The sequence below is a fragment of the Rodentibacter sp. JRC1 genome, from assembly GCF_020521555.1.
Taxonomy (GTDB): Bacteria; Pseudomonadota; Gammaproteobacteria; order Enterobacterales; family Pasteurellaceae; genus Rodentibacter; species Rodentibacter abscessus.
The window spans coordinates 1,224,288-1,250,551 of record NZ_BPWA01000001.1 but is presented as its reverse complement, the minus strand read 5'-3'; the positions used below and the strand labels follow the sequence as shown (position 1 = coordinate 1,250,551).

At 40.7% G+C, this 26,264-nt stretch carries 24 protein-coding genes and 4 tRNA genes; 12 read left to right on the top strand and 16 right to left on the bottom strand.

Annotation, left to right across the window (positions count from 1 at the left end; all coding sequences use genetic code 11):
* Window positions 1–73 precede the first annotated feature (73 nt).
* A complete protein-coding gene (locus HEMROJRC1_RS05725; RefSeq protein ID WP_226692034.1) occupies window positions 74–637 on the bottom strand; it encodes an acetate uptake transporter in 564 nt (187 codons plus the stop codon).
* 214 nt (window positions 638–851) lie between these two features.
* On the opposite strand from HEMROJRC1_RS05725, the gene adhE reads away from it, so the two are divergent.
* The gene (adhE, locus tag HEMROJRC1_RS05720; RefSeq protein ID WP_226692033.1) at window positions 852–3,476 is read left to right on the top strand and encodes a bifunctional acetaldehyde-CoA/alcohol dehydrogenase; all 2,625 of its coding nucleotides are present in this window, start codon (window positions 852–854) and stop codon (window positions 3,474–3,476) included.
* 140 nt (window positions 3,477–3,616) lie between these two features.
* Here adhE and HEMROJRC1_RS05715 read toward each other — a convergent pair whose 3' ends face one another.
* Entirely contained in the window at window positions 3,617–4,558 is a 942-nt protein-coding gene (locus HEMROJRC1_RS05715; RefSeq protein WP_374707288.1) for a GlxA family transcriptional regulator, read from the bottom strand.
* 147 nt (window positions 4,559–4,705) lie between these two features.
* Here HEMROJRC1_RS05715 and HEMROJRC1_RS05710 point away from each other — a divergent pair, with 147 nt between their 5' ends.
* Window positions 4,706–5,578, top strand: a complete 873-nt coding sequence (locus HEMROJRC1_RS05710) for an MBL fold metallo-hydrolase (RefSeq protein WP_226692032.1) — start codon at window positions 4,706–4,708, stop codon at window positions 5,576–5,578.
* A 58-nt stretch (window positions 5,579–5,636) separates the two neighbouring features.
* Here the strand turns inward: HEMROJRC1_RS05710 and brnQ are convergent, their stop codons facing one another.
* Complete coding sequence (gene brnQ / locus HEMROJRC1_RS05705) at window positions 5,637–6,950, bottom strand: branched-chain amino acid transport system II carrier protein (protein WP_226692031.1); 1,314 nt, start codon at window positions 6,948–6,950, stop codon at window positions 5,637–5,639.
* 155 nt (window positions 6,951–7,105) lie between these two features.
* Here brnQ and HEMROJRC1_RS05700 point away from each other — a divergent pair, with 155 nt between their 5' ends.
* Window positions 7,106–7,579 (top strand): DMT family transporter, encoded by a 474-nt coding sequence (locus HEMROJRC1_RS05700; RefSeq protein ID WP_226692030.1) that lies wholly within the window; start codon window positions 7,106–7,108, stop codon window positions 7,577–7,579.
* 245 nt (window positions 7,580–7,824) lie between these two features.
* On the opposite strand, the gene HEMROJRC1_RS05695 is transcribed toward HEMROJRC1_RS05700, so the two are convergent.
* Entirely contained in the window at window positions 7,825–8,556 is a 732-nt protein-coding gene (locus HEMROJRC1_RS05695; RefSeq protein WP_226692029.1) for a glutathione peroxidase, read from the bottom strand.
* Window positions 8,557–8,677: 121 nt separating this feature from the next.
* Between HEMROJRC1_RS05695 and oxyR the strand changes: the two genes are divergently transcribed.
* The 4 genes from oxyR (at window position 8,678) to nagE (ending at window position 12,639) form a co-directional block, all read left to right on the top strand.
* The gene (gene oxyR, locus HEMROJRC1_RS05690; protein ID WP_226692028.1) at window positions 8,678–9,583 is read left to right on the top strand and encodes a DNA-binding transcriptional regulator OxyR; all 906 of its coding nucleotides are present in this window, start codon (window positions 8,678–8,680) and stop codon (window positions 9,581–9,583) included.
* Window positions 9,583–10,209 (top strand): HTH-type transcriptional repressor FabR, encoded by a 627-nt coding sequence (fabR, locus tag HEMROJRC1_RS05685; RefSeq protein ID WP_226692027.1) that lies wholly within the window; start codon window positions 9,583–9,585, stop codon window positions 10,207–10,209. The genes oxyR and fabR overlap by 1 nt, the downstream gene beginning before the upstream one ends.
* Window positions 10,210–10,269: 60 nt before the next feature.
* Complete coding sequence (locus HEMROJRC1_RS05680) at window positions 10,270–11,061, top strand: sulfite exporter TauE/SafE family protein (RefSeq protein WP_226692938.1); 792 nt, start codon at window positions 10,270–10,272, stop codon at window positions 11,059–11,061.
* A 126-nt stretch (window positions 11,062–11,187) separates the two neighbouring features.
* A complete protein-coding gene (nagE, locus tag HEMROJRC1_RS05675) occupies window positions 11,188–12,639 on the top strand; it encodes an N-acetylglucosamine-specific PTS transporter subunit IIBC (protein WP_226692026.1) in 1,452 nt (483 codons plus the stop codon).
* Between the two features lie 160 nt (window positions 12,640–12,799).
* On the opposite strand, the gene HEMROJRC1_RS05670 is transcribed toward nagE, so the two are convergent.
* Window positions 12,800–13,621 (bottom strand): 5'-nucleotidase, lipoprotein e(P4) family, encoded by an 822-nt coding sequence (locus HEMROJRC1_RS05670; protein WP_226692025.1) that lies wholly within the window; start codon window positions 13,619–13,621, stop codon window positions 12,800–12,802.
* Window positions 13,622–13,844: 223 nt separating this feature from the next.
* Between HEMROJRC1_RS05670 and ftsB the strand changes: the two genes are divergently transcribed.
* From ftsB to HEMROJRC1_RS05650, 4 genes are all read left to right on the top strand, one after another.
* Complete coding sequence (gene ftsB / locus HEMROJRC1_RS05665) at window positions 13,845–14,123, top strand: cell division protein FtsB (RefSeq protein WP_226692024.1); 279 nt, start codon at window positions 13,845–13,847, stop codon at window positions 14,121–14,123.
* Window positions 14,123–14,806, top strand: coding sequence for a 2-C-methyl-D-erythritol 4-phosphate cytidylyltransferase (gene ispD, locus HEMROJRC1_RS05660; RefSeq protein WP_226692023.1), 684 nt, complete (start codon window positions 14,123–14,125; stop codon window positions 14,804–14,806). Before ftsB ends, ispD begins: the two co-directional genes overlap by 1 nt.
* Entirely contained in the window at window positions 14,803–15,282 is a 480-nt protein-coding gene (ispF, locus tag HEMROJRC1_RS05655) for a 2-C-methyl-D-erythritol 2,4-cyclodiphosphate synthase (protein ID WP_226692022.1), read from the top strand. The genes ispD and ispF overlap by 4 nt, the downstream gene beginning before the upstream one ends.
* Window positions 15,283–15,422: 140 nt before the next feature.
* Window positions 15,423–16,973, top strand: a complete 1,551-nt coding sequence (locus tag HEMROJRC1_RS05650; RefSeq protein ID WP_226692021.1) for a methyltransferase regulatory domain-containing protein — start codon at window positions 15,423–15,425, stop codon at window positions 16,971–16,973.
* A gap of 359 nt (window positions 16,974–17,332) precedes the next feature.
* On the opposite strand, the gene HEMROJRC1_RS05645 is transcribed toward HEMROJRC1_RS05650, so the two are convergent.
* The 9 genes from HEMROJRC1_RS05645 to HEMROJRC1_RS05605 all read right to left on the bottom strand — a co-directional run bounded on the left by HEMROJRC1_RS05645 (window position 17,333) and on the right by HEMROJRC1_RS05605 (window position 23,408).
* Window positions 17,333–18,604: a heme biosynthesis protein HemY gene (locus tag HEMROJRC1_RS05645; RefSeq protein ID WP_226692020.1), complete on the bottom strand. Its 1,272-nt coding sequence runs from the start codon at window positions 18,602–18,604 to the stop codon at window positions 17,333–17,335.
* 9 nt (window positions 18,605–18,613) lie between these two features.
* Window positions 18,614–19,858 (bottom strand): uroporphyrinogen-III C-methyltransferase, encoded by a 1,245-nt coding sequence (locus HEMROJRC1_RS05640; protein WP_226692019.1) that lies wholly within the window; start codon window positions 19,856–19,858, stop codon window positions 18,614–18,616.
* Between the two features lie 21 nt (window positions 19,859–19,879).
* Window positions 19,880–20,620, bottom strand: a complete 741-nt coding sequence (locus HEMROJRC1_RS05635) for a uroporphyrinogen-III synthase (RefSeq protein WP_226692018.1) — start codon at window positions 20,618–20,620, stop codon at window positions 19,880–19,882.
* Window positions 20,620–21,558 carry a hydroxymethylbilane synthase gene (gene hemC / locus HEMROJRC1_RS05630; protein ID WP_226692017.1) on the bottom strand — a complete coding sequence of 313 codons (939 nt, stop codon included), beginning with the start codon at window positions 21,556–21,558 and terminating at the stop codon, window positions 20,620–20,622. Before hemC ends, HEMROJRC1_RS05635 begins: the two co-directional genes overlap by 1 nt.
* A gap of 175 nt (window positions 21,559–21,733) precedes the next feature.
* Window positions 21,734–22,918: an elongation factor Tu gene (gene tuf / locus HEMROJRC1_RS05625; RefSeq protein ID WP_226692005.1), complete on the bottom strand. Its 1,185-nt coding sequence runs from the start codon at window positions 22,916–22,918 to the stop codon at window positions 21,734–21,736.
* A gap of 104 nt (window positions 22,919–23,022) precedes the next feature.
* Window positions 23,023–23,098, bottom strand: a tRNA-Thr gene (locus tag HEMROJRC1_RS05620).
* A 3-nt stretch (window positions 23,099–23,101) separates the two neighbouring features.
* Window positions 23,102–23,176, bottom strand: a tRNA-Gly gene (locus tag HEMROJRC1_RS05615).
* A 41-nt stretch (window positions 23,177–23,217) separates the two neighbouring features.
* Window positions 23,218–23,302 (bottom strand) — tRNA-Tyr (locus HEMROJRC1_RS05610).
* Window positions 23,303–23,332: 30 nt separating this feature from the next.
* A tRNA-Thr gene (locus HEMROJRC1_RS05605) sits at window positions 23,333–23,408 on the bottom strand.
* A 213-nt stretch (window positions 23,409–23,621) separates the two neighbouring features.
* On the opposite strand from HEMROJRC1_RS05605, the gene coaA reads away from it, so the two are divergent.
* Window positions 23,622–24,557 carry a type I pantothenate kinase gene (coaA, locus tag HEMROJRC1_RS05600; RefSeq protein WP_226692016.1) on the top strand — a complete coding sequence of 312 codons (936 nt, stop codon included), beginning with the start codon at window positions 23,622–23,624 and terminating at the stop codon, window positions 24,555–24,557.
* 205 nt (window positions 24,558–24,762) lie between these two features.
* On the opposite strand, the gene citC is transcribed toward coaA, so the two are convergent.
* The gene (gene citC / locus HEMROJRC1_RS05595; RefSeq protein ID WP_226692015.1) at window positions 24,763–25,821 is read right to left on the bottom strand and encodes a [citrate (pro-3S)-lyase] ligase; all 1,059 of its coding nucleotides are present in this window, start codon (window positions 25,819–25,821) and stop codon (window positions 24,763–24,765) included.
* Window positions 25,822–25,825: 4 nt separating this feature from the next.
* Entirely contained in the window at window positions 25,826–26,260 is a 435-nt protein-coding gene (gene dtd / locus HEMROJRC1_RS05590) for a D-aminoacyl-tRNA deacylase (protein WP_226692014.1), read from the bottom strand.
* Window positions 26,261–26,264: the final 4 nt, after the last annotated feature.

Here is a 26,264-nt window from a genome sequence, read left to right as displayed (position 1 = left end):
TGCATCGGATAAATTCGGTTTAGCAAAAAATAAGGTCTGTAAAACAGACCTTATTTTCATCAAGAATACATTATTACTTCTTCTCGCCAATCGGCAATACCGTGCGTCCGTAAGATTCGTTTAAAATCTCAGCGGCGGCAAGATAAAAGGCACACAATGCGGTAATTAAACCCAGATAGCCGCCAATATTCACAATGCTATGATTGCCTGTGGCATCGCCTATTGCTAAAGCGTAGAAAGTGAGGGTTAAGAAAAAGAAAATTGCTTGTAATGCTTTTGGTTTAGGGAAAGTTGCAAGGAACATCATTAGAGTGAAAGTTCCCCAACAAGCCAAATACCAAGCGACAAATACCGGAGAGGTCTCGCCTTTAAAAAACGCCACAAATAACGCCCATGACCACCAAAATGCACCATAGCTAATAAAGGCAGTAAAACCAAAGGTATTACCTTTTTTAAACTCAAACATACCGGCGATCATCTGCGCAGTACCACCGAATGCAAACGCCATACCTAATACCAAACCAAGATTTGATGTATCAAATACGCCCGCATTAATTAAACATAATAACCAAGTAGTTAAAGCAAACCCGCATAAACCCAAAGGACCCGGATTAGCTAAACCGTCTTTTGCCGACATAAAATTTCCTTATAAAACGTGTATATCAAAGCTCGCTATTATGGCGAAAACCTTATTAGAAATAAAGCGTTGAAAAGTAAAATTTTTTACCTCTTTTAGGTTATTTGATCAGGATCAGCTTTCACTTAAATAGCTCTTAAATGTGATCGAGATCACAAAATGACAAGCGTATAATGACAACCAGTTAAATAATTAAAAACTTTAGGAGAAAACTATGAGTAATGTAGTGGAAAATGCAATCAGCCCGGCACAAGCTGAGGTTAATGCTTTGGTGGAAAAAGGGTTACTTGCCCTTGAAGGATTTCGCCAACTGAACCAAGAGCAAGTCAACTATATTGTTGCCAAAGCCTCGGTTGCCGCATTAGATAAACACGGGGTGCTAGCAATGCACGCCTATGAAGAAACGGGGCGTGGCGTGTTTGAAGATAAAGCCACTAAGAACCTATTTGCTTGCGAATATGTGGTTAATAATATGCGTAACCTGAAAACCGTTGGGGTAATTAGTGAAGATGATGTAACAGGTATCACGGAAATTGCCGATCCTGTCGGCGTAATTTGTGGTGTTACACCAACGACTAACCCAACCTCCACCGCCATTTTCAAATCATTAATTGCCTTGAAAACCCGCAACCCGATTGTATTTGCGTTCCACCCTTCCGCACAGCAATCTTCCGCCCACGCCGCTCGCATTGTTTATGAAGCGGCAGTGGCAGCAGGCGCGCCGAAAAACTGTATTCAATGGATTGAACATCCTTCAATGGAAGGCACATCCGCATTAATGAAACACCCCGGTATTGCTACCATTTTAGCCACCGGAGGAAATGCAATGGTAGAAGCGGCTTATTCTTGCGGTAAACCCGCACTGGGCGTTGGCGCAGGAAACGTGCCGGCTTATGTAGAAAAATCAGCAAATTTAAAACAAGCCGTTCACGATATTGTAATGTCAAAATCTTTCGACAATGGAATGGTCTGTGCCTCTGAACAAGCAGCAATTGTCGATGAAGAAATTTATGATGAATTCATCAAAGAAATGCAATCTTATGGTGTTTATTCAGTGAATAAAAAAGAAAAAGCAATGCTGGAAGAACTAATGTTCGGAGTGAAAGCAGAGAGCAAAAACTGTGCAGGAGCGAAACTAAACGCCAATGTAGTGGGTAAACCTGCCACTTGGATTGCAGAACAAGCAGGTTTTAAAGTACCGCCACGCACCAATATTTTATTGGCTGAATGCAAAGAAGTGGGCGAAAAAGAACCATTAACCCGTGAAAAATTATCCCCGGTATTAGCCTTAGTCAAAGCTACTTCTACAGAAGACGGCTTAAACAAAGCGGAACAAATGGTAGAATTCCACGGTTTAGGACATTCCGCCGCGATTCACACGACTAATGCAGAACTTGCCAAAGCATTTGGCGAACGTGTCAAAGCTATTCGTGTGATTTGGAACTCTCCATCCACCTTTGGCGGTATTGGTGATGTGTATAACTCTTTCCTCCCGTCTCTTACTTTAGGTTGTGGTTCTTACGGTAAAAACGCCGTAGGCAACAACGTAAGTGCAGTCAATTTAATCAACATTAAACGAGTGGGCAGACGGAGAAATAATATGCAATGGTTTAAAGTGCCTTCCAAAATCTATTTTGAACGTGATTCAATCCAATATTTACAATCAATGAAGGGAATGGAACGTGTGGTGATTGTTACCGACCGCACAATGGTTGATCTCGGTTTTGTAGAAAAAATTGCTAACCAAATTACCGCTCGTGGTAACCACGTAACCTACCAATTATTTGCCGATGTTGAACCTGACCCGTCCATTGAAACCGTACGCCGTGGTACAGAATTATTGCGTAGCTACCAACCTGACACCATTATCGCATTAGGCGGTGGTTCGGCAATGGATGCGGCAAAAGTAATGTGGTTATTCTATGAACAACCTGAAGTCGATTTCCGTGATTTAGTCCAAAAATTTATGGATATTCGCAAACGTGCGTTTAAATTCCCACAATTAGGACGTAAAGCCCGTTTTATCGGTATTCCGACCACATCGGGTACTGGTTCTGAAGTTACACCATTTGCGGTAATTACCGAAGGTGATAAAAAATATCCAATTGCCGATTATTCATTAACACCAACCGTTGCAATTGTTGACCCGGCATTAGTAATGACAGTGCCGTCACAGGTTGCGGCAGATACGGGCTTGGACGTATTAACCCACGCTACAGAAGCTTATGTTTCCGTACTCGCTAACGACTTTACCGACGGTTTAGCATTACAGGCAATTAAATTGGTATTTGAACATCTTGAAAAATCCGTCAAAGAAAAAGATCCTGAAGCACGTGAAAAAATGCACAATGCCTCCACAATGGCGGGTATGGCGTTTGCTAACGCATTCTTAGGAATGAACCATTCACTGGCACACAAAATCGGTGGGCGTTTCCACACCCCACACGGACGTACCAATGCCATTTTAATGCCACACGTAATTCGCTATAACGGCACTCGTCCGGAAAAAACCGCAACTTGGCCGAAATATAACTACTATAAAGCGGATGTGAAATATCAAGAAATTGCACGTATGCTGGGTTTACCTTGTGCCACACCGGAAGAAGGTGTGAAATCTTACGCTCAGGCTTGTTATGATTTAGCCTTACGTCTTGGCGTAAAAATGTCCTTCAAAGAACAAGGATTAGACGAACAAGAATGGCTGGCTGCCCGCCGTGAAATCGCCTTGCTCGCTTTTGAAGATCAATGCTCGCCTGCCAACCCACGCTTGCCATTAGTTGCTGATATGGAAGAGATTTTAACTCGTGCTTACCAGGGTTATAATCCGAAAGATTACTAATCGCTAAAAAACACAAGGAAAATCGACCGCACTTTGGGGAACCGAAGTGCGGTTGTTTTTTAATTTTAGAAAACGACACAAATACGCTAAATAAACTAGCACCATTTTATGGTTGCAACAGTATTATTCCATCACCCGCTCTACAGCCTAAATCGTTTCCGCCACCGGCTTGGCGTGACTTTGTGCTTCTTCGTAAAATGTTGTCGAAAAGCAATATCGCTATTGAAACCACTGTGAAGCGCAATATCGGTAATAGAGAGAGCGGAGCTTTCGAGCAAATCACGGGCACGTTGTAAACGGGCTTCAATAAGCCATTGATTAACGGACATACCCGTGGCCTTGCGAAAATGTCGGGTAAAAGTGCTACGACTCATAGAAAGGCGTTCTGCGAGATCATCAATCTGATGAAGTGCGGTCAAATTTTCAGATAAAAATGCAAGTAACTCATTGATATTGGTATTTGATGTTGCACGAGCAATCGGTTGCTCAATAAATTGAGCCTGCCCACCTTCACGATGAGGTGGAATAACCAATAATCGCGCAATATGATTGGCTGTTTTCACGCCGTAGATATTCCGTATGATGGAAAGACAACAATCAAGTGAAGCAACCGAACCCGCTGATGTGATAATTCGCTCATCTTCCAAATAAATCGGGTTAAAATCCCATTTAACCGCAGGAAAACGGTGAGAAAATTCTTGTTCCCCCAACCAATGACTGGTTGCTTTTTTTCCGTTCAGCAATCCCGCACATGCCAACACATAGCTACCATAACATAACCCCACTACCGTTGCCCCGCGAGCATAAGCTCGACGCAAGGATTCAAGCAATTTTTCGCTAGGTTGAGTTGCTGTATCATTCCAACCGGTCATCACCACAATATCCGCCTCATCTAAATATTCTAACCCACCGTCCAGCCGAATATGTAACAACGAGTGTTGAAAATTATCAGGATTATCACTGACAACTTTCAGATGAAAAAGCGATTGATTTTGTTCGTCTTTAATACTAAAAGCGGAATATGCCATTGAAAAGTGAATCGGCATTATATGATCATACACAATAAGAGCGATGGTAAGCATTTCTATCTTTATCCTATAAATAAATTTCACTCTATCATAAATTGACCTGATTTTTATGTTTTATGATTTATTTTCTATTTCTTGCGATTTGCCCGCTTTCTATAATGTGCACATTGGTTTAGACAATTAATAAATAGAGGAAACAATATGAACTTAAAAACATTAATAAGTACGGTAACACTTGCTGTAGCAACTACAACTTCTTTTGCGACCGACATAGCTCCTAAAACCACGGATAGTTATCAGCACATTCGCAACGCAACAGGTCGCATTAACTATGCAGGTAAAACATTTTTGGTCGATCCGATGTTAGCGGAAAAAGGGCGTTATGCCGGTTTTGAAGGCACATTAAATAGCCATTTGCGCAACCCGTTAGTTGAGTTGCCGATGAAGGCAGAAGAATCATTTAAAGATGTAGATGCGATCATCGTAACACATACACACTTAGATCACTGGGATGAAGTGGCACAAAAAATCTTACCAAAATCAATTAAAATCTTCGTTCAAAACGAGCATGATAGTGAATTGTTAAAATCTCAAGGTTTCACCAATATTGAAAGCCTATCGGCTGAGCGAGGTATTCAATTTTACGATATCACACTATATAAAACCGGCGGCTCACACGGAACAACCGAGATGTATGAAGTACCGGAATTAAGCGCATTATTAGACGAAGCAATGGGAGTCGTATTCCAAGCAAAAGGTCATAAAACCATTTATCTAGCCGGCGATACCATCTGGACGGCAGATGTCAATAAAGCGCTTAATCGTTACAAGCCTGAAGTGATGATTATGAACACCGGCGATGCGCGCGTATTAGGCTTTGACGGGGGGATTATTATGGGGACACAAGATGTTGCTCACGCACGTAAACTTGTACCTAATACAAAATTAATTGCCGTACATATGGATGCAGTAAACCATATGTCGGTTTACCGTAAAGATTTACGCAAATTCGTAGAAGCTGAAAAAATCCAAAATGTTGACATTCCTGAAGACGGAGAAGTGGTGAAATTCTAACAAGCTGTGAGATTTAGATAACACAAAACGGAAGCAATCACTTCCGTTTTGTATTGATTTACCCTTTTTGACGATTCGGCAATATTATCGCAAATCCCAATCCAGCCAAAGCAGGTAACAGCCAAGGCAGGGAGATGTCTGAGAAAGGTAAATGCCGAATCAAGTTCATCACTGTGACAATGCCAAACTGCTCCCCTAATACACTCATCAATGAAATGATCGTCACGAATGCCACGGTTAATCGCATTCCCATTTTTGAGAGTGTGAGGCATTTGTTCACCATCACTAAAATGACAATTGAAATAGTCACCGGATAAAGAATCAAAAGTACCGGTAAAGAAAAGCGGATAATCGCATTCAATCCTAAATTTGCTACGCCCAACCCGAGTAATGTGAATATTGTGGCATATAGGCTATAAGAGAAACGGGGAAAACGTGATGCAAAAAATTCAGCGGTAGAAACGATCAACCCTGCTGTGGTGGTAAAACAAGTTATCGCCACCATCACGGCTAAAAACCATTGTGCGGATTGACCGAAAATCGCTTGAGTGGCTTGCGATAAAATATATACGCCTTTATTCGTTTCACTATTCATCACTTCTGACGGTACAGGGAAATGATTCCCCAAATAGGCTAATCCGATATAAAGCACGCTAAAACCTAGTGCGACAACAACACCGACAAGCCAAATCGTTGAAACGTATTCTTTGCGGGAATGAAATCCCAATCGCTTTAATGTTTGAACTGCAACTACGCTAAATGCAACAGAAGCCAAAGCGTCTAACGTATTATAGCCTTCAATAAAACCTGTTCCGAATGCTTCTTTCGCATAGTTTCCTATGGCAACTTGAGGAGCATTAGCCCCGTATTTTACGATTCCCAATACTACCAAAATGACAATCAATAATGCAAAAATGGGTGTAAGAATTCGCCCGATACTATCTAAAATTTTAGAGGGATTAAGCGCAATAAAATAAGCAGCAAGAAAGTATAACAAGGTGAAAATACCTAATCCTTCTGAACTCATACTTTCCGATAACATAGGTGAAATACCGACTTCATAAGCGACGGTTGCAGTACGTGGAATTGCGAAGAAAGGCCCTATCGAAAGATACAAAATCACAAGGTAAAGTGTTGCGAGCCTAGGGGAAATTTTTCGTGAGATTTCATCGACATAACCTTTGGGATTTAGCATTCCGATAATTAGGGTGAGGATTGCAATGCCGACACCGGATAATACAAATCCTAAAATTGCCGGCCAAAATTGCTCGCCGGATAATGCACCTAAACTTGGTGGAAAAATTAAATTACCGGCACCAAAAAACATACCGAATAATAAAAGCCCAGTTAATCCTGCTTTTTTTAGCATCATTGTTATCTTATTTATAATAATCGGGCGGCGGAGTATAGCACGATAAACGCAGTATCTAAATAAAGTGCGGTTAAAAATTCATAAAATTTCAGCGAAAATTTTTACATTTAAAGATTAAACGAAACCACCTATAATTTCTATTTTTAGGAGGTTCTATGTTTGTGATTTATATCCTAGTATCGCTGATTGCAGGTGTGGCGCTTGCCTCGCAATCTGCAATTAATACTCAATTGGCAAAAGCGGTGGGTAATGAGCCTATTATTGCAACATTTATTTCTTTTGCGGTAGGAACTATTTTGCTCTTTATCATCGCATTGTTTAAAACCGACCTATGGTCAGGATTGACTTCGCTTCCGCAACAACCTTGGTGGAAATTAATCGGCGGTGCGCTTGGGGCATTAGTGGTTTTCACTACGGTATTATTAGCACCGAAACTTGGTATTACGGCAATGTTATTTTTTATCATCGTAGGGCAATTAATCACCGCTTCCACCATTGACCATTTCGGTTTAATCGGTATGCCTGTTAGAGAAGCAAATATCACTAAACTCATTGGCTTAGCGATTGTTGCGTTCGGGCTGATTTTTTATTTCTTCGGCGATAAACTCATCGCATTAATAAAAGGATAAAGTGCGGTCAAAAATTTGATAAATTTTACGGTATTATGTATCACTTGCAAAAAGACTTTTTAATTCAAATGTAGGGTGCGTTACGCCTTTGGCTAACACACCCTACTCCATTTTGTGCAACTGATACATAATACCGAAATTTTATCGCTTACCAATAAAACAAAAAAGCCAAACGCTTTGCGGCGTTTGGCTTTTCGTTAAAGTCCTAAATAAAATAAATCAATTAGCTAAAATAATCTTTTCTATTAACCAAAGTATTTTTCTAGATCATCACTACCACCGATGTATTGACCACCGATAAATACTTGCGGAACACTGGTTTTTCCGGTGATTGCGCGAACAGAAATCGTGCTCGCATCACGACCTAACACGATCTCTTCAAAAGTATAACCTTTTGCTTTTAACAAGGCTTTCGCTTTTGCACAGAACGGGCAACCCGGTTTTGTAAACACGGAAACGGAAGGTTTCGCTGTCCAACCCGGTTTCAAGTATTTGAGCATCGTATCGGCATCGGATACTTTGAACGGATCACCCGGCTCTTCCGGCTCGATAAACATTTTTTCTACTACGCCGTTTTTCACCAGCATAGAATAACGCCATGAACGTTTACCAAAACCTAAATCTTCTTTACCGACAAGCATTCCCATACCTTCGGTAAACTCACCGTTACCATCCGGAATCACTGTGATATTTTCAGACTCTTGATCGGCTTTCCAAGCATTCATTACGAAAGTATCGTTCACAGAAACACAAATGATGTCATCAACACCTGCCGCTTTAAATTCACATGCTAATTCGTTATAACGTGGTAAATGAGTAGATGAACAAGTTGGAGTGAATGCCCCTGGCAATGAGAATACGACAACGGTTTTATTATCAAATAATTCGCTTGTTGTTACATCAACCCAAGCATCGCCTTGACGGGTATGGAATGTCACATTCGGCACTTTTTTACCGGACATATCGATTAAAGCCATATTTTTCTCCTTACATTTAAATTGAAGTACTACTTAAGCTGTGGATTATAGTCAAATTTATGATATAGTCGCAATCAATTAATTCTATCCTTTCAATTGACTTTCTCTATAAGGACATTCAATGAACATTCGAGATCTAGAATATTTAGTCGCTTTATCAGAATATAAACATTTCCGCCGAGCCGCTGATTCTTGCAACGTAAGCCAACCGACATTAAGCGGACAAATCCGAAAATTAGAAGATGAACTCGGCATTATTTTATTAGAACGTACAAGTCGAAAAGTGCTTTTTACCCAATCGGGAATGCTTTTAGTTGAACAAGCCCGCACCATTTTGCGTGAAGTAAAACGCCTAAAAGAAATGGCAAGCAATCAAGGTAAAGAAATGACAGGTCCGTTGCATATCGGACTAATCCCGACTTTAGGGCCTTATCTCTTGCCTTATATTATGCCGACCTTAAAAGAAGCCTTCCCTGACTTAGAAGTTTTCCTCTATGAGGCGCAAACTCACCAATTATTAGAACAGCTTGAAACCGGACGTTTAGATTGTGCTATTTTAGCACGAGTACAAGAAACGGAAGCCTTTATTGAAGTCCCTGTTTTTGAAGAAAAAATGTTGCTCGCCGTTTCCGAAAGCCACCCTTGGGCAAAAGAACAAAAAATTCCGATCAATCAGCTCAACGGACAAGAAATGTTAATGCTGGATGATGGACATTGCTTGCGTAATCAAACCCTAGATTATTGCTTCACCGCCGGCGCTAGAGAAAATGCACACTACCAAGCAACCAGCCTCGAAACCCTACGTAATATGGTCGCCGCCAATGTCGGTATGACCTTTATGCCGGAGCTTGCCGTGTTAAACGAAGGTTCACGCCAAGGCGTAAAATACATTCCATGCCATTCACCGGAACCGGCTCGGAGCATAACTCTTGTTTATCGACCGGGCTCACCATTACGCAATCGTTACGAGCGTGTTGCCGATGCTGTTCGTGATAAAGTAAAATCCATTCTTGTTGGGGAAAAATAATGGCGGGCATTCGCGCAATTCAAAAAGAAAAAACACGTCGGGCATTGATAGACGCGGCGTTTAATCAGCTCAGTGCTGAAAAAAGTTTTTCTAATTTAAGTTTACGCGAAGTTGCACGTGAAGCCGGTATTGCGCCGACCTCATTTTATCGCCACTTCAGTGATATGGATGAACTTGGCTTAGAAATGGTAGATGAAGCTGGCTTGATTTTACGACAACTTATGCGCCAAGCACGTAAACGCATTGACGCGGGCGGTAGCGTAATTTCCGTTTCGGTTGATACTTTTTTTGAATTTATCACTAATAGCACCAACGTATTCCGTCTATTATTACGAGAAAGTTCCGGCACATCACAAGCGTTCCGTACCGCGGCAGCCCGTGAAATTAAACATTTTGTAGATGAACTCGCCGAATACATTGCACAAAAAAACGATTATTCGCAATATATCGCTTATGTTCAAGCGGAAGGCATCGTAACCATCGTTTTTACGGCAGGAGCGAATGCATTGGATATGAATAAACAAGAACGGGATCAACTTAAAGAACGGGTAATTTTACAATTACGTATGATTGCAAAAGGTGCGGATTTTGCGGCACACAAGGAAAAACATTTACATCAAAAATAAAAGTGCGGTCAAAATTCGTTGAATTTTTTGTATTGAATTAATAAGGAAAAAAATATGCCAATATGGGAAATTGTTTTAATTTGTTTGGCTATCGGTATTTTTGCCGGATTTGTTGCAGGACTATTAGGATTAGGCGGGGGAACCGTTGTCGTTCCGACACTCTATTATGTCTTACCCTATGTAGGAGTTCGTGATGAAGTGTTAATGTCCGTTGCCTTAGGTACTTCCTTTGCCACTATTGTGATTAGCACAATGTCCGCCGCACAGCAGCACCATAAAAACGGAAATGTGGATTGGGCGGTAGCGAAAACCCTTGTTCCCGCATTAATGCTATCCGTATTCATTTCCAGTTTATTCGTAAGTTCATTGCCAAAAGATTATCTCACCAAAATTTTCGCGGTTATTATGATGTACTTAGCATTAAAAATGCTGATTTCATTAAAAAAACAACCGGCAAATAAAACGTTAACCACACAATCTACACTTATTGCAGGCGGCGTGATCGGTACAATTTCCAGTATGGCGGGCGTTGGGGGAGGTGCTTTTATCGTTCCTTTTCTAAATAGTCGAGGGATAGGTTTAAAACGGGCGATCGGGACTTCTTCAGTATGCGGATCCTTATTGGGTTTTGCGGGGGCAATGAGTTTTGTGATTAGCGGTTGGGAAAATCCCTTATTGCCGAACTATTCACTGGGTTATATTTATCTACCTGCTTTATTGGGCATTACTTTTAGTTCTTATTTTACTTCCAAAATTGGGGCAAATGTTGCGGATAAATTACCGGTCCCTATTCTTAAAAGAGTATTTGCCGTATTTTTGATTTTTGTTGGGCTGAGTATGTTATTTAAATAATAGCCTGAAGAAGTCTAAATACTAAATTAATGTGAGCAGTATCACAAATAGTAAAAAAGGCAATTCTCAATCCTAATAAATTGAGCTAGATTAGTAATCAATTTATTGGTTCCTTATGGAGGGAATATGAACATATTAAATTATTTACAACGGATAGGCCAAGCCTTAATGGTGCCCGTTGCAGCTTTACCTGCCGCTGCATTATTAATGGGGATTGGTTATTGGATCGATCCTGAAGGCTGGGGTGGGAGTAGCCAACTCGCCGCATTACTGATTAAATCAGGAGCGGCGATTATTGATAATATGGCGTTACTCTTTGCTATAGGGGTTGCCTTTGGACTCTCTAAAGATAAACACGGTGCGGCGGCATTATCAGGCTTGGTTGGCTATCTCGTTGTCACGACATTACTTTCACCGGCAGCTGTTGCCCAGCTAGAAGGTATCCCGATCGATCAAGTCCCTGCCGGTTTTGCCAAAATTAACAACCAGTTTACGGGGATTTTGGTAGGGGTGATTGCAGGTGAACTTTACAACCGCTTCCACCAAGTCGAATTACCAAAAGCCTTAGCTTTCTTCAGCGGTAGACGCTTAGTGCCGATTTTAGTCTCTTTTGTCACTATTTTAGTGTCGTTTATCTTGCTATATGTTTGGCCGATGATTTTTGATGGGTTAGTCTCTTTCGGGAAATCGATCAAAGATTTAGGCCCGACCGGAGCAGGTATCTATGCTTTCTTTAACCGCTTACTGATTCCTGTCGGCTTACATCACGCCCTTAATTCCGTATTCTGGTTTGATGTGGCAGGCATTAACGATATTCCGAATTTCCTTGGTGGCGCAGCTTCTTTAGCAGAAGGAAAAGCGGTACTTGGAGTAACGGGAATGTATCAAGCGGGTTTCTTCCCGGTGATGATGTTCGGTTTACCGGCTGCCGCTTTAGCGATATATCATAGTGCGAAAACAGAGAAAAAAGCACAAACCGCTTCCATTATGTTTGCAGCAGCATTAGCCTCATTCTTTACCGGAGTGACAGAACCATTAGAATTTTCCTTTATGTTTGTTGCACCGTTACTTTATGTAATCCACGCATTATTGACCGCACTTTCTGTCTTTATTGCCGCCTCAATGCAATGGATTGCCGGTTTTGGCTTTAGTGCGGGCTTGGTGGATTTAGTGCTATCTTCCCAAAATCCGCTAGCAACAAATTGGTATATGCTCATTGCGCAGGGATTAGTATTTGGCGTAATTTACTATGTGATCTTCCGAGTGCTGATTAAAACCTTAAATCTAAAAACCACAGGACGCGAAGAAGAACAAGCGGTCGAAAGTGAACAGCATTTTACACGTACAGAAAAAGCCCGGCAATTTATTCAAGCTCTTGGTGGCAAAGAAAATTTATTGACGGTAGATGCCTGTATTACCCGCTTACGTTTAACCATAGCCGACAGTCAAAAGATTGATGAGCACCAATTAAAAGCCCTTGGCTCAAAAGGTAACATTCGTCTTGGTGAAAATGGCTTACAAGTCATTCTTGGGCCTGAAGCCGAGCTAATTGCCGATGCAATAAAACAACTTAAATAGTACAGTGAGTATGTTGCTTGGTATTCTATATTCATTCAAAAAATGATACCTTGCGAAATCATTGTATGGGTCCGAAAATTTATTGTATTTTCCGACCGCACTTTTAGTTCTATAAAAAAGCGTTGCTTTCTCTAGCAACGCTTTATTTTTAGTCGGGAAATTATTTACCGTCCCAAGCTTGCACCGCATCTAAGCGCGCTTTAATTTTGCTTTGGGTATCGCCTTTAAAATAGTCTTTTTTCAAACCACCTTCCCAACCACCGTAATTTGGATTTGGTAACACGATGTATGTTTTACCGAATTTCGCTTTATTTTTTACCACAAAATCACGGCGATCCGCATTTAATTTACCATGTACGGCATCACCGAAATCATCTAAGTTATCGCCCATATAAAGCACGATTTCATAACCTTGTTTTTCAATTTCGGCAAAACGTGCTGCTTTGGCTGATTTGTCTTTTCTCAAGTAAAGCGCAGCTTCGTCCACACCGTTAAAACCTAAACGTTTCATATCATCAATCGTGCCGGCTTTTTCCGTGCTATCTTTACGATTGGTAACATAAAACATTTTTCCTTTGTGAGAATTGACATAATTGTTAAATTCCACCGCTCCCGGTATTGCACGAGATTGACGGGCATCAACCCAACGTGTCCAATCTTTGCCATCAAAGGGTTTATTGTTTTGTACTTGCCAACCGGCATAAGGGCTGTTGTCTAACATCGTTTCATCTAAATCTACCACAACGGCTTTTTTCTTACCTTTTGCCACTTTTGCGTGATCAAAAGCAACTTTTGCAGCGTTATAGGCTTGATAAGCAAGTGCCTGATATTCACCGGAATCTTGCATCCAATTTAACCCTAACACGGCTTGTTGCTGTAATTGCGCATTCGCCTGTTCTTGCGAATCCATCTTGTGTGCGCAACCGGATAACATAAAAGCGGAAAGCGCGGCAAGTGCGGTCAATTTTAATGTTTTTTTCATTGTCTTTTCCTCTTAGAAAATAAAATAAAGCTTGAAAAGTATAGCAATTTTTTTATAAAGTTTACCGAATATTCCGTTATCAATGATAAATTTGTGATTCGGATCACATTAAAAATCATCAACATAAAAAACACCGCAAAAATCAACCGCACTTTCCCTATCGCCTTTATCCGAATTTCAAGATAAACTATGATCATTTCACCATTATATGGAGCGAGACTTTATGCGGATATTTATTGCAATTCTTGTCGCAGTTCTTGCACTGTTCCAATACGATCTTTGGTTTGGCAAAAACGGCTATTCCGATTACAAGAAAGTTTCAGCACAGATCATTGAAAATAAAGCTGAAAATGAAAAGCTAATACAAAGAAATCAAATGATTTCGGCAGAAATTCAAGGGTTAACGAAAGGTTTTGAATCCATTGAGGAACGCGCCAGAATGCAACACGATATGGTGAAAGAAAACGAAACCTTCTACCATATTGTAAAAGAACATAAATAATGCCAAGAAAAATTATTGCAATCATTCCTGCCGCCGGTGTGGGTTCCCGTATGCAGGCAAATAAACCCAAACAATATTTAACGATTCAAGGAAAAACCATTCTGGAACATACGTTAAATATTATGTTGAGACATTCTTCCATTGAACGCATCATTGTCGCCATTAGTAAGAATGACCCTTATGCCGCAGATCTGTCAATTCTCTCTCACCCCAAAATTCAAGTTGTTGAAGGAGGTAAGACACGCGCAGAATCCGTATTGAACGCCTTTAATGCAATTAATGAACAAAATGCTTGGGCTCTCGTGCATGACGCGGCAAGACCTTGTTTAAGCGAAACGGATTTAAACAAATTATTGGAAATCAAAGATGAGCAAGGTGCGATACTTGCCATTCCGGTAACGGATACGATCAAACGCAGTGATCAATCCAATGAAATTATTGCCACAGAGGATCGTTCTCAGCTTTGGCAAGCGCAAACTCCGCAATTTTTCCCCGCCGATTTACTTCAAAAAGCGCTCGAAAATGGGCTGAAACAACACCACACCATTACAGATGAAGCCTCGGCAATGGAACTTGCCGGATTTCGACCGCACTTGATAATGGGGCGGAGCGATAATATTAAAATCACTCGACCTGAAGACTTAGCGCTTGCAGAATTTTATTTAACAAGGAAAACATTATGATAAGAATCGGACATGGTTTTGATGTACACGCCTTTGGCGAAAACAGACCATTAATTATCGGAGGAATCGAAATCCCCTACCATACCGGTTTTATTGCCCATTCAGACGGCGATGTCGCCCTTCACGCATTAACCGATGCCCTACTAGGTGCTGTGGCATTAGGCGATATCGGCAAACTTTTTCCTGATACGGATATGCAATACAAAAACGCCGACAGCCGTGGTTTACTGCGTGAAGCCTTCCGCCAAGTACGAGAAAAGGGTTATAAAATAGGAAATGTGGATATCACTATTATTGCGCAAGCACCTAAAATGCGTCCGCATATTGACAATATGCGTGCCGTAATCGCAACAGATTTGCAATGCCATATTGATCAAGTCAACGTTAAAGCCACTACAACGGAAAAACTGGGTTTTACCGGCAGAAATGAAGGTATCGCTTGTGAGGCGGTAGCATTATTGATAAAACAATCATAAGGTTCATAAAAAATAAAAGAGTAACATCTTACTTCCTAAACTCCGACTGATTAGCAATACTTGCTCTTATTGCATTTAAACTGAATTTAAATACAATGAGCGCTCCGTAAAATATATAAAAAAGAACGATAAGGAGCCCTATGTCTAGCTGGTCTGAAGGTTACGTTAGCGATATTAACTACACGTTCGGTTATTATTCCGAGCTAAATCCCAATAATGCCATTATTCCCTTTTTAATGGCTGGTTTGGCTGTACCTAAAAGCATAATGGAAACTAAAAATAGTTCTGCCTGTGAATTAGGTTTCGGACAAGGACTTTCGTTAAATATCCATGCTACATCAAGCGGATTAAAATGGTATGGTACGGATTTTAATCCTTCACAAGCCAATTTTGCTCAACATTTATCCTCGATTGCCGAGAATAATGCGTTCATTGTCGATCAAGGTTTTAACGAATTTTGCCGACGTGATGATTTGCCTGAATTTGATTTTATTGGTTTGCACGGGATTTGGTCATGGATTTCTGATGAAAACCGAGCCATCGTAGTGGATTTTATCCGCCGTAAACTGAAAGTTGGTGGTATTTTATATATTAGCTACAACACGTTGCCGGGTTGGTCTGCGCCCTCACCATTGCGTCACTTATTATTAGAACACCATAATAGTATGACTTCAATGTCGAACAGCCGTCAGCAAAACGTACAAGACAGTCTAAACTTCGTTGGTAATATTCTCTCACAAAGCCATCAATTGACACAAAGATCACCGGATTTATTACCTCGGGTACAGGAACTCAAAAACAAAGACCCTCACTATATCGCTCACGAATATTTAAATAAAGATTGGCAACCAATGTATTTTGCAGATATGAAAAAATGGTTAGAGCCTGCAAAATTAACTTTTGCCTGTTCAAGCAATTACTTAGATGATTTCAGCGACTGCCTTTATACTGAGGAGCAACGCCAATTAATGGAAAACTTTACTGATGCGAATTTTGCTCAAACCGTTAAAGATTTCTTACTCAATAAGCAATTCCGTAAAGATTTTTGGGTTAAAGGAGCAAGAAAACTCACTCAGTATGAACAAAGTCAAGAATGGAAAAAACTGCGGGTTTTATTACATACTAAACGTGAAAATATTGAATTAAGTATTGAGAGAAATTTAAAAACTTCACTTAATGTCGATATCTTCAACCCGGTTTTAGATATTTTACAAGATCAGCGTATTCATAAAGTGGCTGATATTGTGGAAAGTTTAAAAGAGAAATTAGCCGAGGGAAATATCTTTGCAGCATTGGCTATTCTTGCCAGTAAAGATAATCTAGTCATTGTGCAATCAGAGGAGATAATAGAAAAAACTCGCTCACACTGTTTAACGTTTAACCGTTACGTATTACAACAATCTCGCGGTGGTGAAGATTCTACTATCTATTTTCTAGCCAGCCCGATTACAGGTGGCGCTTATCATATTAGCTTTTTATCACGTTGGTTCTTACTTGCCCATTTTGAAAGCATAAAACAGAACAAATGGTCTGACTTTGTTTGGGATATACTTAAATCAAATGGTCGCTCTTTACTGAAAGACGGAGGTCTCTTTCCGAATGAATCGGAAGAGCGTGAAGAAATGCAACGTATTTGCCGACAATTTATTGACGATGAATTACCTAAGCTAAAATTGTTGGGCATTATTTAAATTTACCCTTTTACTTCATCTAAAATGTATCTGCCCCTAAAAATCGGACGAATAACCAACGGATTAAGGGGCAGATTTTTGGTATTATGCATCAGTTGCATAAAAACAGAGTAGGTGTGTTAGCCAAAGGCGTAACGCACCGTAAAAACCCAAGTCTGGTGCGTTACGGCAAGCCTAACGCACCCTACATTTGAATTAAAAACAGCCTTTTGTGCAAGTGCTACATAATACCGCAGATTTTTTATACCAAATCAAAATGAAAAGGACTGAGTTCGATGGTATATCAAACTCAGTCCTTTGCTATCGTATTATAATCTAGGGAAAGATTATATCTGCTCGTGCCTTTTCTTGTCTTCCGACTAGACTTTTTGTTCTAAAAGTGCGGTCGGATTTTCTCCGTTTTTTTCCGGAACATCCCCTTGAATTGACATCGCATGACGCAAACTTTCTTGGCGGATTTGTTCCGCAGCAACTTTATCACCCGCCTGTTCAAAAACATAAGCTGCCATCATCGTATCGTTAGATTCAAGTTGTTTCGGACAAGCCATCACTTTTTTAAAGACTTCCGCCGCCTTAGTAAATTCATTATTACGCACATATAAATAACCCAATGCACGGTTAATACAGCATTGCTCATTTTCAGCGGAATATTTGGCTCGTTTTTCCATCATTTTAATCAACTTGCCATTCTCCACAGGCTGTAAACGCGTAATTTGAGTACAAAGCGCTTCGCTCAGCGGGGTGTTATCTCCCCATTTTTTCAATGCTTCCAACGTAAATTCATAGGCCGATTCATGATCATTACAATCAATTAAGCGTTGAATAAGTGCTACTTTTAAATCTAAATCATTACGACGGCGGCGAGGTTGTTCTTCCCACCAAGCAAGTAATCCGTCAACGCCCTCTTCATTCATTTTTTCATCAAGCAAACCATTCTCGGTTTCAAACTGCAATGCTTTAAATTCATCGGCAGAATATAAACCGGAACGCTGAATAAGCTCAAGAATATGATCAAGTGCCAAATAGGCTTTTGAGCGGGTATAAATCTCCACCGCTAATTTTAAGACTTCTTTATTTCGGTCGGTCATTTCTAATAAGCTATCCACCGAACTACGTGCCGCCGGTAATTTGTTTTGCTGCAATAAAATTCGGGTGCGCGCAATTTCAACAATAAGGTTGTCAGAACCGGCAAGCTCTGTCGCTTCGATTAAATAGCGGTTAGCACTAAATTCATCACCACGTTGTTGCGCCGCTTCCGCCGCTTTGATTAGATTCAAAACAGGCTCGGCAGAATGTTTCGCATTTTTACCAATGAGTTTTTCCGCCCTAGCATAATCTCCTTCATCCATCTTCATCAACCCTTCAAGAGTTTGCTTTTGTGCCCTTACACGTTTACGGCGCGAAAACCAGCTATAAGTATTATTACTTAAACGAAAGAAACGGCTCACAATCCATTCCACCGCATAAATGACCGCCAAGACGGCGACAAATAAAATCACCAATGTAGTGAGGGACATTTCATAAATATTGTTTGCGGTTTCAATACGCACATACCCTTGCTGACCGGCAAGATGAGGCCCCGCAATTAATCCGGCGAGTAAAGCCAGCATTAAAAATAGCGTTCTAAACATAATCTATCCTTATTGTTGTGGCTCGGTTGTCGGTTTTTCTTCTGTCACAGGTGCTTCCGGCTTGGTTTGCTCTTGGTTTACGTTCGACTCTTTTACCGGTTCATCAAGGGCTTTTTCAGCCTCAATTTCTACTTTTTTCACCTCTGCCGGTACTCGGTTGAGGTATTTATCCAGCAGGTTAAGACTTTGTAATTGCGTCGGCACATCTACATAAACGGATAATTCAGCCAATTCATCCACTGATTTTAAGAAACTTTGTGTAACTTCTGCATTCGTATCAAAATAACTCCGCACCCAAGTTGCTACGGCATCCAATGACTGTTTGTATAAATCATTTTGCTGGCGTGGCACAGCCATAATTGCCAGTTGTAAGCGAAGGCGAATATTTTCACGCAAATAAATATCTTGATTCGGAGCAAGTAATTCTTTTCTATCCGCCCCTTGTTTTGGTGTGATACGAATAAAATGATTTAAGAAAGAAACCGCACTTTTCTCTGCATTGGTCTGCCAATCGGCTAAAGAATCGGAAAGTTTTGTTGATTCGGGATCATCACCAAAATTAATATTCAACACAGGCAATTCATCCACTGAATTTGCCAATTGAGAAAGACGCTGCATAACGGCATTTTGATCAATACTATCCACAGAAAGCAATTGTTTTAGATCTTGATTAATGGCGGCTCGAACTGTCATTGAATCGGCATTATTAACTTTACTTAAAGTTTCATCAGCCAGTTTCAATAAAGATACGCCCGTATCCACATCATTATCAAGCACTAATTTACGTAATGCATTATTAAGCAAGAAATCCGCTTCAGAAAATAACCAATCATTCGGTTGTTGAGCCACTGCTTGTTTGCTTACCACTTCAAGTTGTTGGCGCATTCCGGCAAATTCTTGTTCTTTTGCAGAAATGATTTGCTCAAGACGATTTAATTTTTCTTGCACCGCCTCATTTGTTTTTTCAAACGCTTCAATTTGTGGTGCGATTTGGTTTGAATTGGAAGATTGGGTAACTTGCCCCTCAAGTGCGGTCAATTTTTGCTGAATTTCAGTCACTTGCTGTTGCCCCAAATAATAACCGCCCCCACCAACGCCCAAGGCGATTAAAATAGCCAACAAGCTCAAGCCCGTTCCACTTTTCTTTACAATCGTTTGAACCGGTTGAGACGATGTTTCAGCCTGATTTTCAACTGTGCTTTGCACCGTTTCATCAAGATTTTCTACCACTTCATTTGATTTATTTTTCGCCATAATTCTTCCTTATTAGGTCATTTAGCTGAGTAATGTGTCCAACAAACTTTGATTATCCGCCCTTGGGGATAAAATAATATTTTGCCAACCATATTGCTTTGCGGATTCGGCAATACGTGAACTCACGGTGACAAGACGACAATTTTTAAGCCAATCCTGTTCATTATCAGGAACAAATTCAATCAAGGAGTTCAAAATATCCAAACTGGTAACAACCAAAGTATCCACACCGGAACGTTTACAAATACTGGTTTGTTCTTCATTATTATAGATTATGGGTTCACGGCGATAACATTCCAAAATATCAACCAGCGCGCCTCTCTGCTTTGCTTGCGAGGGAAAATACTCTCGCCCACCATTGCCACGTAAAATTAGAATTTGTTTTTTATCAAGTTGTTGCATTTGTGAAAGCGCAAGTAACCCTTCACTACTCTCTTGAGAAATCGGGTAATAGATAACGCATTCGGTTTGACAGGAAAAATATTCTGCGGTTCTTTGTCCAACTGTAAAGTATTGTAAATCCTTACGCCATTGAAATCCGATTTCTTTCAATGTGTTAACGGAAAAATCGACCGCACTTTTAGACACGAGGAAAACATAATCTCCCGTGTTGAGTCGGCTTAATTTACTCGGAAGATCTTTTAAATCATTGCCTCTTTCAAAAGTAAATAAAGGTAAATGCAATGCCACTACGCCGGATTGATTCAATAAATCAACCAGCTGCTTTCCACGTTCATCGGGACGAGTGACCAGAACCGCCATTACTTCTCTCCGGCATAAACTTTTTCTAGAATACGATCTGCACCTTGTACAAGTAGCTGCTCTGCAATTTGTACACCTAATTCTTCTGCATTTTCGACCGCACTTTTTCCTTCCGCACGAATAATTTTTGAGCCGTCAAGCTCACCGACTAACGCCCGCAAATAAATTTGATTATTCTCTAATACCGCATAACCGCCTATTGGTACTTGGCAACCGCCTTGTAAATGGGTATTCATTGCCCGTTCGGCAAGTACACAAGCGGTTGTTTCTTGATCCGCAAGTGGCGCAAGCAACCGCTGAACAAGGGTATCATCCGTACGGCATTCAATTCCAACTGCCCCCTGACCCGCTGCCGGCAAAGAAACGGTTGTCTCAATAAAAGAGGCGATACGCTGCTCCATTCCTAAACGAATTAATCCTGCTGCAGCAAGAATGATGGCATCATATTCACCGTTATCTAATTTGCCCAAACGTGTACCGACATTTCCACGCAATGAGCGAATATCCAGATCAGGTCGTAATTGTTTTAACTGGCACTGACGGCGCAAACTTGATGTACCTATAATCGCACCTTGAGGCAAATCATCAAACGAAGTATAGCGGTTAGAAACAAAAGCATCGCGAGGATCTTCACGCTTACAAATCACGCTTAATCCTAACCCTTGAGGAAATTGCATGGGTACATCTTTCATTGAATGCACCGCTATGTCGGCACGTTTCTCAAGTAGGGCATTTTCTAACTCTTTTACAAATAAACCTTTTCCGCCTATTTTAGCTAAAGGCGTATCAAGAATAACATCCCCTTTGGTAACCATTGGAACAAGCTCCACTGATAAATCCGGGTGAAAATCTTCTAAACGCTCTTTCACAAAATTAGCTTGCCATAATGCGAGTGGGCTTTGCCGAGTAGCAATTTTTAAAACAGTTGGCATTGTCATAAATATATCAATATGTCAGCAATTTGCCTCTATCCTATCATTCTTGACCTAAAATGTCAGTTCTCATTTAACTTTTCCATATGATAAGCCATTTCTATCAAGCTAAATAAAGATGATGTAAAAAAGGCAGATCTTCCGACCTGCCTTCTTATTCAATCTTTAATCATCAAATTCATTATTTGATAATTTTCGCTACTACGCCCGCACCTACTGTACGACCACCTTCACGAATCGCAAAACGTAAACCTTGGTCCATCGCAATCGGGTGAATCAAGCTTACCGTCATTTTGATGTTATCTCCAGGCATTACCATTTCAACACCTTCCGGTAACTCAATTGTACCCGTTACGTCTGTCGTACGGAAATAGAATTGTGGACGGTAACCTTTGAAGAACGGAGTATGACGACCACCTTCATCTTTCGATAATACGTACACTTCTGATTCGAAGTCTGTGTGTGGGGTGATTGAACCCGGTTTCGCTAATACTTGACCACGTTCGATTTCTTCACGTTTCGTACCACGTAATAATGCACCGATGTTTTCACCCGCACGACCTTCGTCAAGTAATTTACGGAACATTTCTACACCCGTTACGGTTGTTTTCGCTGTCTCTTTGATACCAACGATTTCAACTTCATCACCCGTACGGATAATTCCACGCTCTACACGACCCGTTACTACTGTTCCACGACCTGAAATTGAGAATACGTCTTCAATCGGAAGAAGGAACGGTTGGTCAATCGCACGCTCAGGCTCCGGAATGTAAGTGTCTAAGTGGTTTGCTAATTCTAGGATTTTTTCTTCCCACGCTGCATCGCCTTCTAATGCTTTTAAGGCTGAACCGCGTACGATTGGTGTGTCATCACCCGGGAAGTCATATTGAGAAAGAAGTTCACGTACTTCCATCTCTACTAATTCTAATAATTCTTCATCATCTACCATATCGCATTTGTTTAAGAATACGATGATGTAAGGTACACCTACTTGGCGACCTAATAAGATGTGTTCACGGGTTTGTGGCATTGGACCGTCTGTTGCCGCTACGACTAGAATCGCACCGTCCATTTGTGCCGCACCGGTAATCATGTTTTTTACGTAGTCGGCGTGTCCCGGACAGTCTACGTGTGCGTAGTGACGGGTCGGGGTATCGTATTCAACGTGTGAGGTGTTGATGGTGATACCACGCGCTTTTTCTTCCGGCGCGTTATCAATTTGGTCAAATGCGCGAGCCGCTCCACCGTAGTGTTTTGCTAATACGGTTGTGATCGCTGCTGTTAAAGTTGTTTTACCGTGGTCAACGTGGCCGATTGTACCCACGTTTACGTGCGGTTTTGTACGTTCAAATTTTTCTTTAGACATTTAAAGAGTCCCTCTAAATAGACACGGTTATCGATGGGTAAATAAACCACATTAACCAATAAAATTGTTTACTACTTGATATAAAGGAAGAGAATTTTTAAGGCTGGTGCTGATAGGCGGATTTGAACCGCCGACCTCACCCTTACCAAGGGTGCGCTCTACCAACTGAGCTATATCAGCGTTTGGAGCGGGCAGCGGGAATCGAACCCGCATCATTAGCTTGGAAGGCTAAGGTAATAGCCATTATACGATGCCCGCAAGTCCTAAATTCGTCTGTCCCATCAGATTCATCCAAAAGATGGTGGAGGGAGAAGGATTCGAACCTTCGAAGGCTGAGCCAACAGATTTACAGTCTGCCCCCTTTGGCCGCTCGGGAACCCCTCCACACTCAATGAACACTTGTTTACGAGAGAATGGTGCCGACTATCGGAATCGAACTGATGACCTACTGATTACAAGTCAGTTGCTCTACCTACTGAGCTAAGTCGGCGTCGTAAGCAAGTGAGGCGTATTATATGGAAAAATGTTTGCCTGACAAGTCTTTTTTCTAAAAAAATCTATTTTTTTAGTTATTCGACTAAATTACAATCAAAACCATCCATTCTTTGTTGTTATTTTCATCAAAGTTTGAGAAAAACAATGCGTAGCTACATTTTATAAGGTATATTTCCCAGCAGTTTTCAACAAATTATTCTATTAAATAGTGGAAATTTCAAATCAACTCACTCCTTTTTTGAGTTTTAGTCGTGAACAATGGGCTAATTTGCGAAAATCGGTTCCTTTGAAACTGACCGAACAAGATCTCAAACCATTGTTAGGCTTTAATGAAGACCTCTCCCTTGATGAAGTCAGCACGATTTATTTGCCCCTCGCGCGTTTGATAAATTATTACATTGACGAAAACCTTCGGCGCCAAACGGTACTCAATCGTTTTCTTGGCGGACAAAACCCCAAAGTTCCTTATATCATTAGTATTGCCGGCAGTGTCGCGGTAGGAAAAAGTACTTCCGCACGTATTCTTCAATCGCTTCTTTCTCATTGGCCGATAGAACGCAAGGTTGATCTCATTACGACGGACGGTTTCCTCTATCCCCTTGAAAAATTGAAAAAGGACAATCTATTACAAAAGAAAGGTTTTCCTATTTCTTATGATACGACAAAGCTCATCTATTTTTTGGCTGACATTAAATCCGGCAAAAAACTCGTTAAAGCGCCAATTTATTCACATCTGACATATGACATTATTCCTGATGAATTTAATGAAGTGAACCAACCTGATATTCTGATTTTAGAGGGTTTGAACGTACTACAAACCGGAGGGAATAAAAGTAATCAACCCTTTGTTTCGGATTTCGTGGATTTTTCTATTTATGTGGATGCGGAAGAAAAACTTCTAAAAGAATGGTATATCAAACGCTTTTTGAAATTCCGCCAAAGCGCATTTACCAATCCTAATTCTTACTTTAAGCACTATGCCGCCCTTTCGGAACAAGAAGCGATCGCCACGGCAAGCCAAATTTGGGAAAACATCAACGGCTTAAACTTACGGGAAAATATTCTCCCCACACGCGAACGCGCAAACCTTATATTAACAAAAGGAGCAAACCACGAAGTTGAGGTCGTTAAACTTAGGAAATAAAGAAGTGCGGTTAAATACAAGACGATTTCTCGGTATTATGTATCAGTTGCACAAAACCAGAGTAGGGTGTGTTAGCCAAAGGCGTAACGCACCGTTAGACCCAAGTTTGGTGCGTTACGGCAAGCCTAACGCACCCTACATTTGAATTAAAAACAGCCTTTTGTGCAAGTGATGCATAATACCGCGATTTCTAACCGCACTTTTCCTAATAATGCACCACATTCTCAGTGTTTCGAATCTTCTCAATAATCGCTTTTGCTTCATCACTCATCAAAAAATCAAAGGTGGTTTGTGGTACTAGTTTTTTAATCAACGCCCAGTTATCCGTTTTGATGGCTTGTCGAACCGCAGAGGCACTGATTGCTTTTCCCTCCGTTTCTTTGCGTTCGACAACTTCGCATTCTATGCCGTATTCCGGCAATTTTTGTAACATCATTTGATTATAAATATTCGTTACGCGGCTAAAAGGTTCATTCCCTACATAACGGCGTTGAATACCCAATGCTTGGGCAATACGCACAAAAATTTGTAAATCAATTTCGACATTACTTTTGATAACCGCATCATCATTCTTTTGGAAATAACTTGGGAATGTGGCTTGGCTAATGATATAAGAACCGCTATCGTGCAGCACGACATTCGGTAAATGTGCGATACCTGCTTGAATAAGTTTTTTACGCACTTCATAAGGAAAGAGGCTACTATCTTCGCTCAGCATAAAAAGATGTACGAGATCATTTTCCGTAGCGACCTTTTCCACCAAATATTGATGCCCGAGAGTAAAAGGATTGCAATTCATCACTAGTGCGGCAATTTTTTGTTTTTCAAAAATACCGGAAATTTCAACCGCACTTTTGAGCTGATTTAAGTAATTTTCAAACCCCCTACGTTTGTTTTCCATAAAGACGATTTGATTGGGAATGCGAACAATTTCTTGAAAGCCGAGATCATGGAAAAACTTTGCGGATTCACATTTCGTATAAAGAAATAAATGCCCGTTGCCACGTTCCATTTGAATGTTAATCAAATGCGTAACCATTTGATTCATCAGCCCTTCACCTTGATGATCATTGGATACCGCCAAACACCGTAACGTATTACCGAAACAACTTCCTGTTGCGATAATATTGAAATCCTCATCAAACATCGCGGCAATATAATCTAAATGAGGATCACGCCGAATTCCTTCCCGTTCAAGTAAGGCATCAATTTGTGCGAGACTTGAAGAGTCAGAAAAAGAAACTTTACCAATAGAATAATTCATATCACTATACATTCAACCAAAAAGTAACCGGCCCATCGTTTGTAAGACTTACTTGCATATCTGCGGCAAATCGTCCGTTTTCAACCTGAATTTTTTCCGCACATTTTTGTGAAAAGTACTCATAAAGCTCATTTGCCAATTCCGGTGTTGCACCTTTAGAAAAGCTTGGGCGTAAACCTTTTTGCGTATCCGCCGCCAAAGTAAACTGTGACACGATTAATAATGCCCCTCCGGCTTGTTGTACATTTAAGTTCATTTTGTCGTTTTCATCGCTAAAAATACGATAATTAAGTACTTTTTCTGCGAGTTTATCGGCTTTTGCGCGATCATCCTCCTTTTCTACGCCAAGTAGCACCAATAAACCTTTTCCAATTTGTCCGACCGTTTCCCCTTTCACATCCACTTTGGCTTGTGTAACACGCTGAATTAATGCGATCATTCTA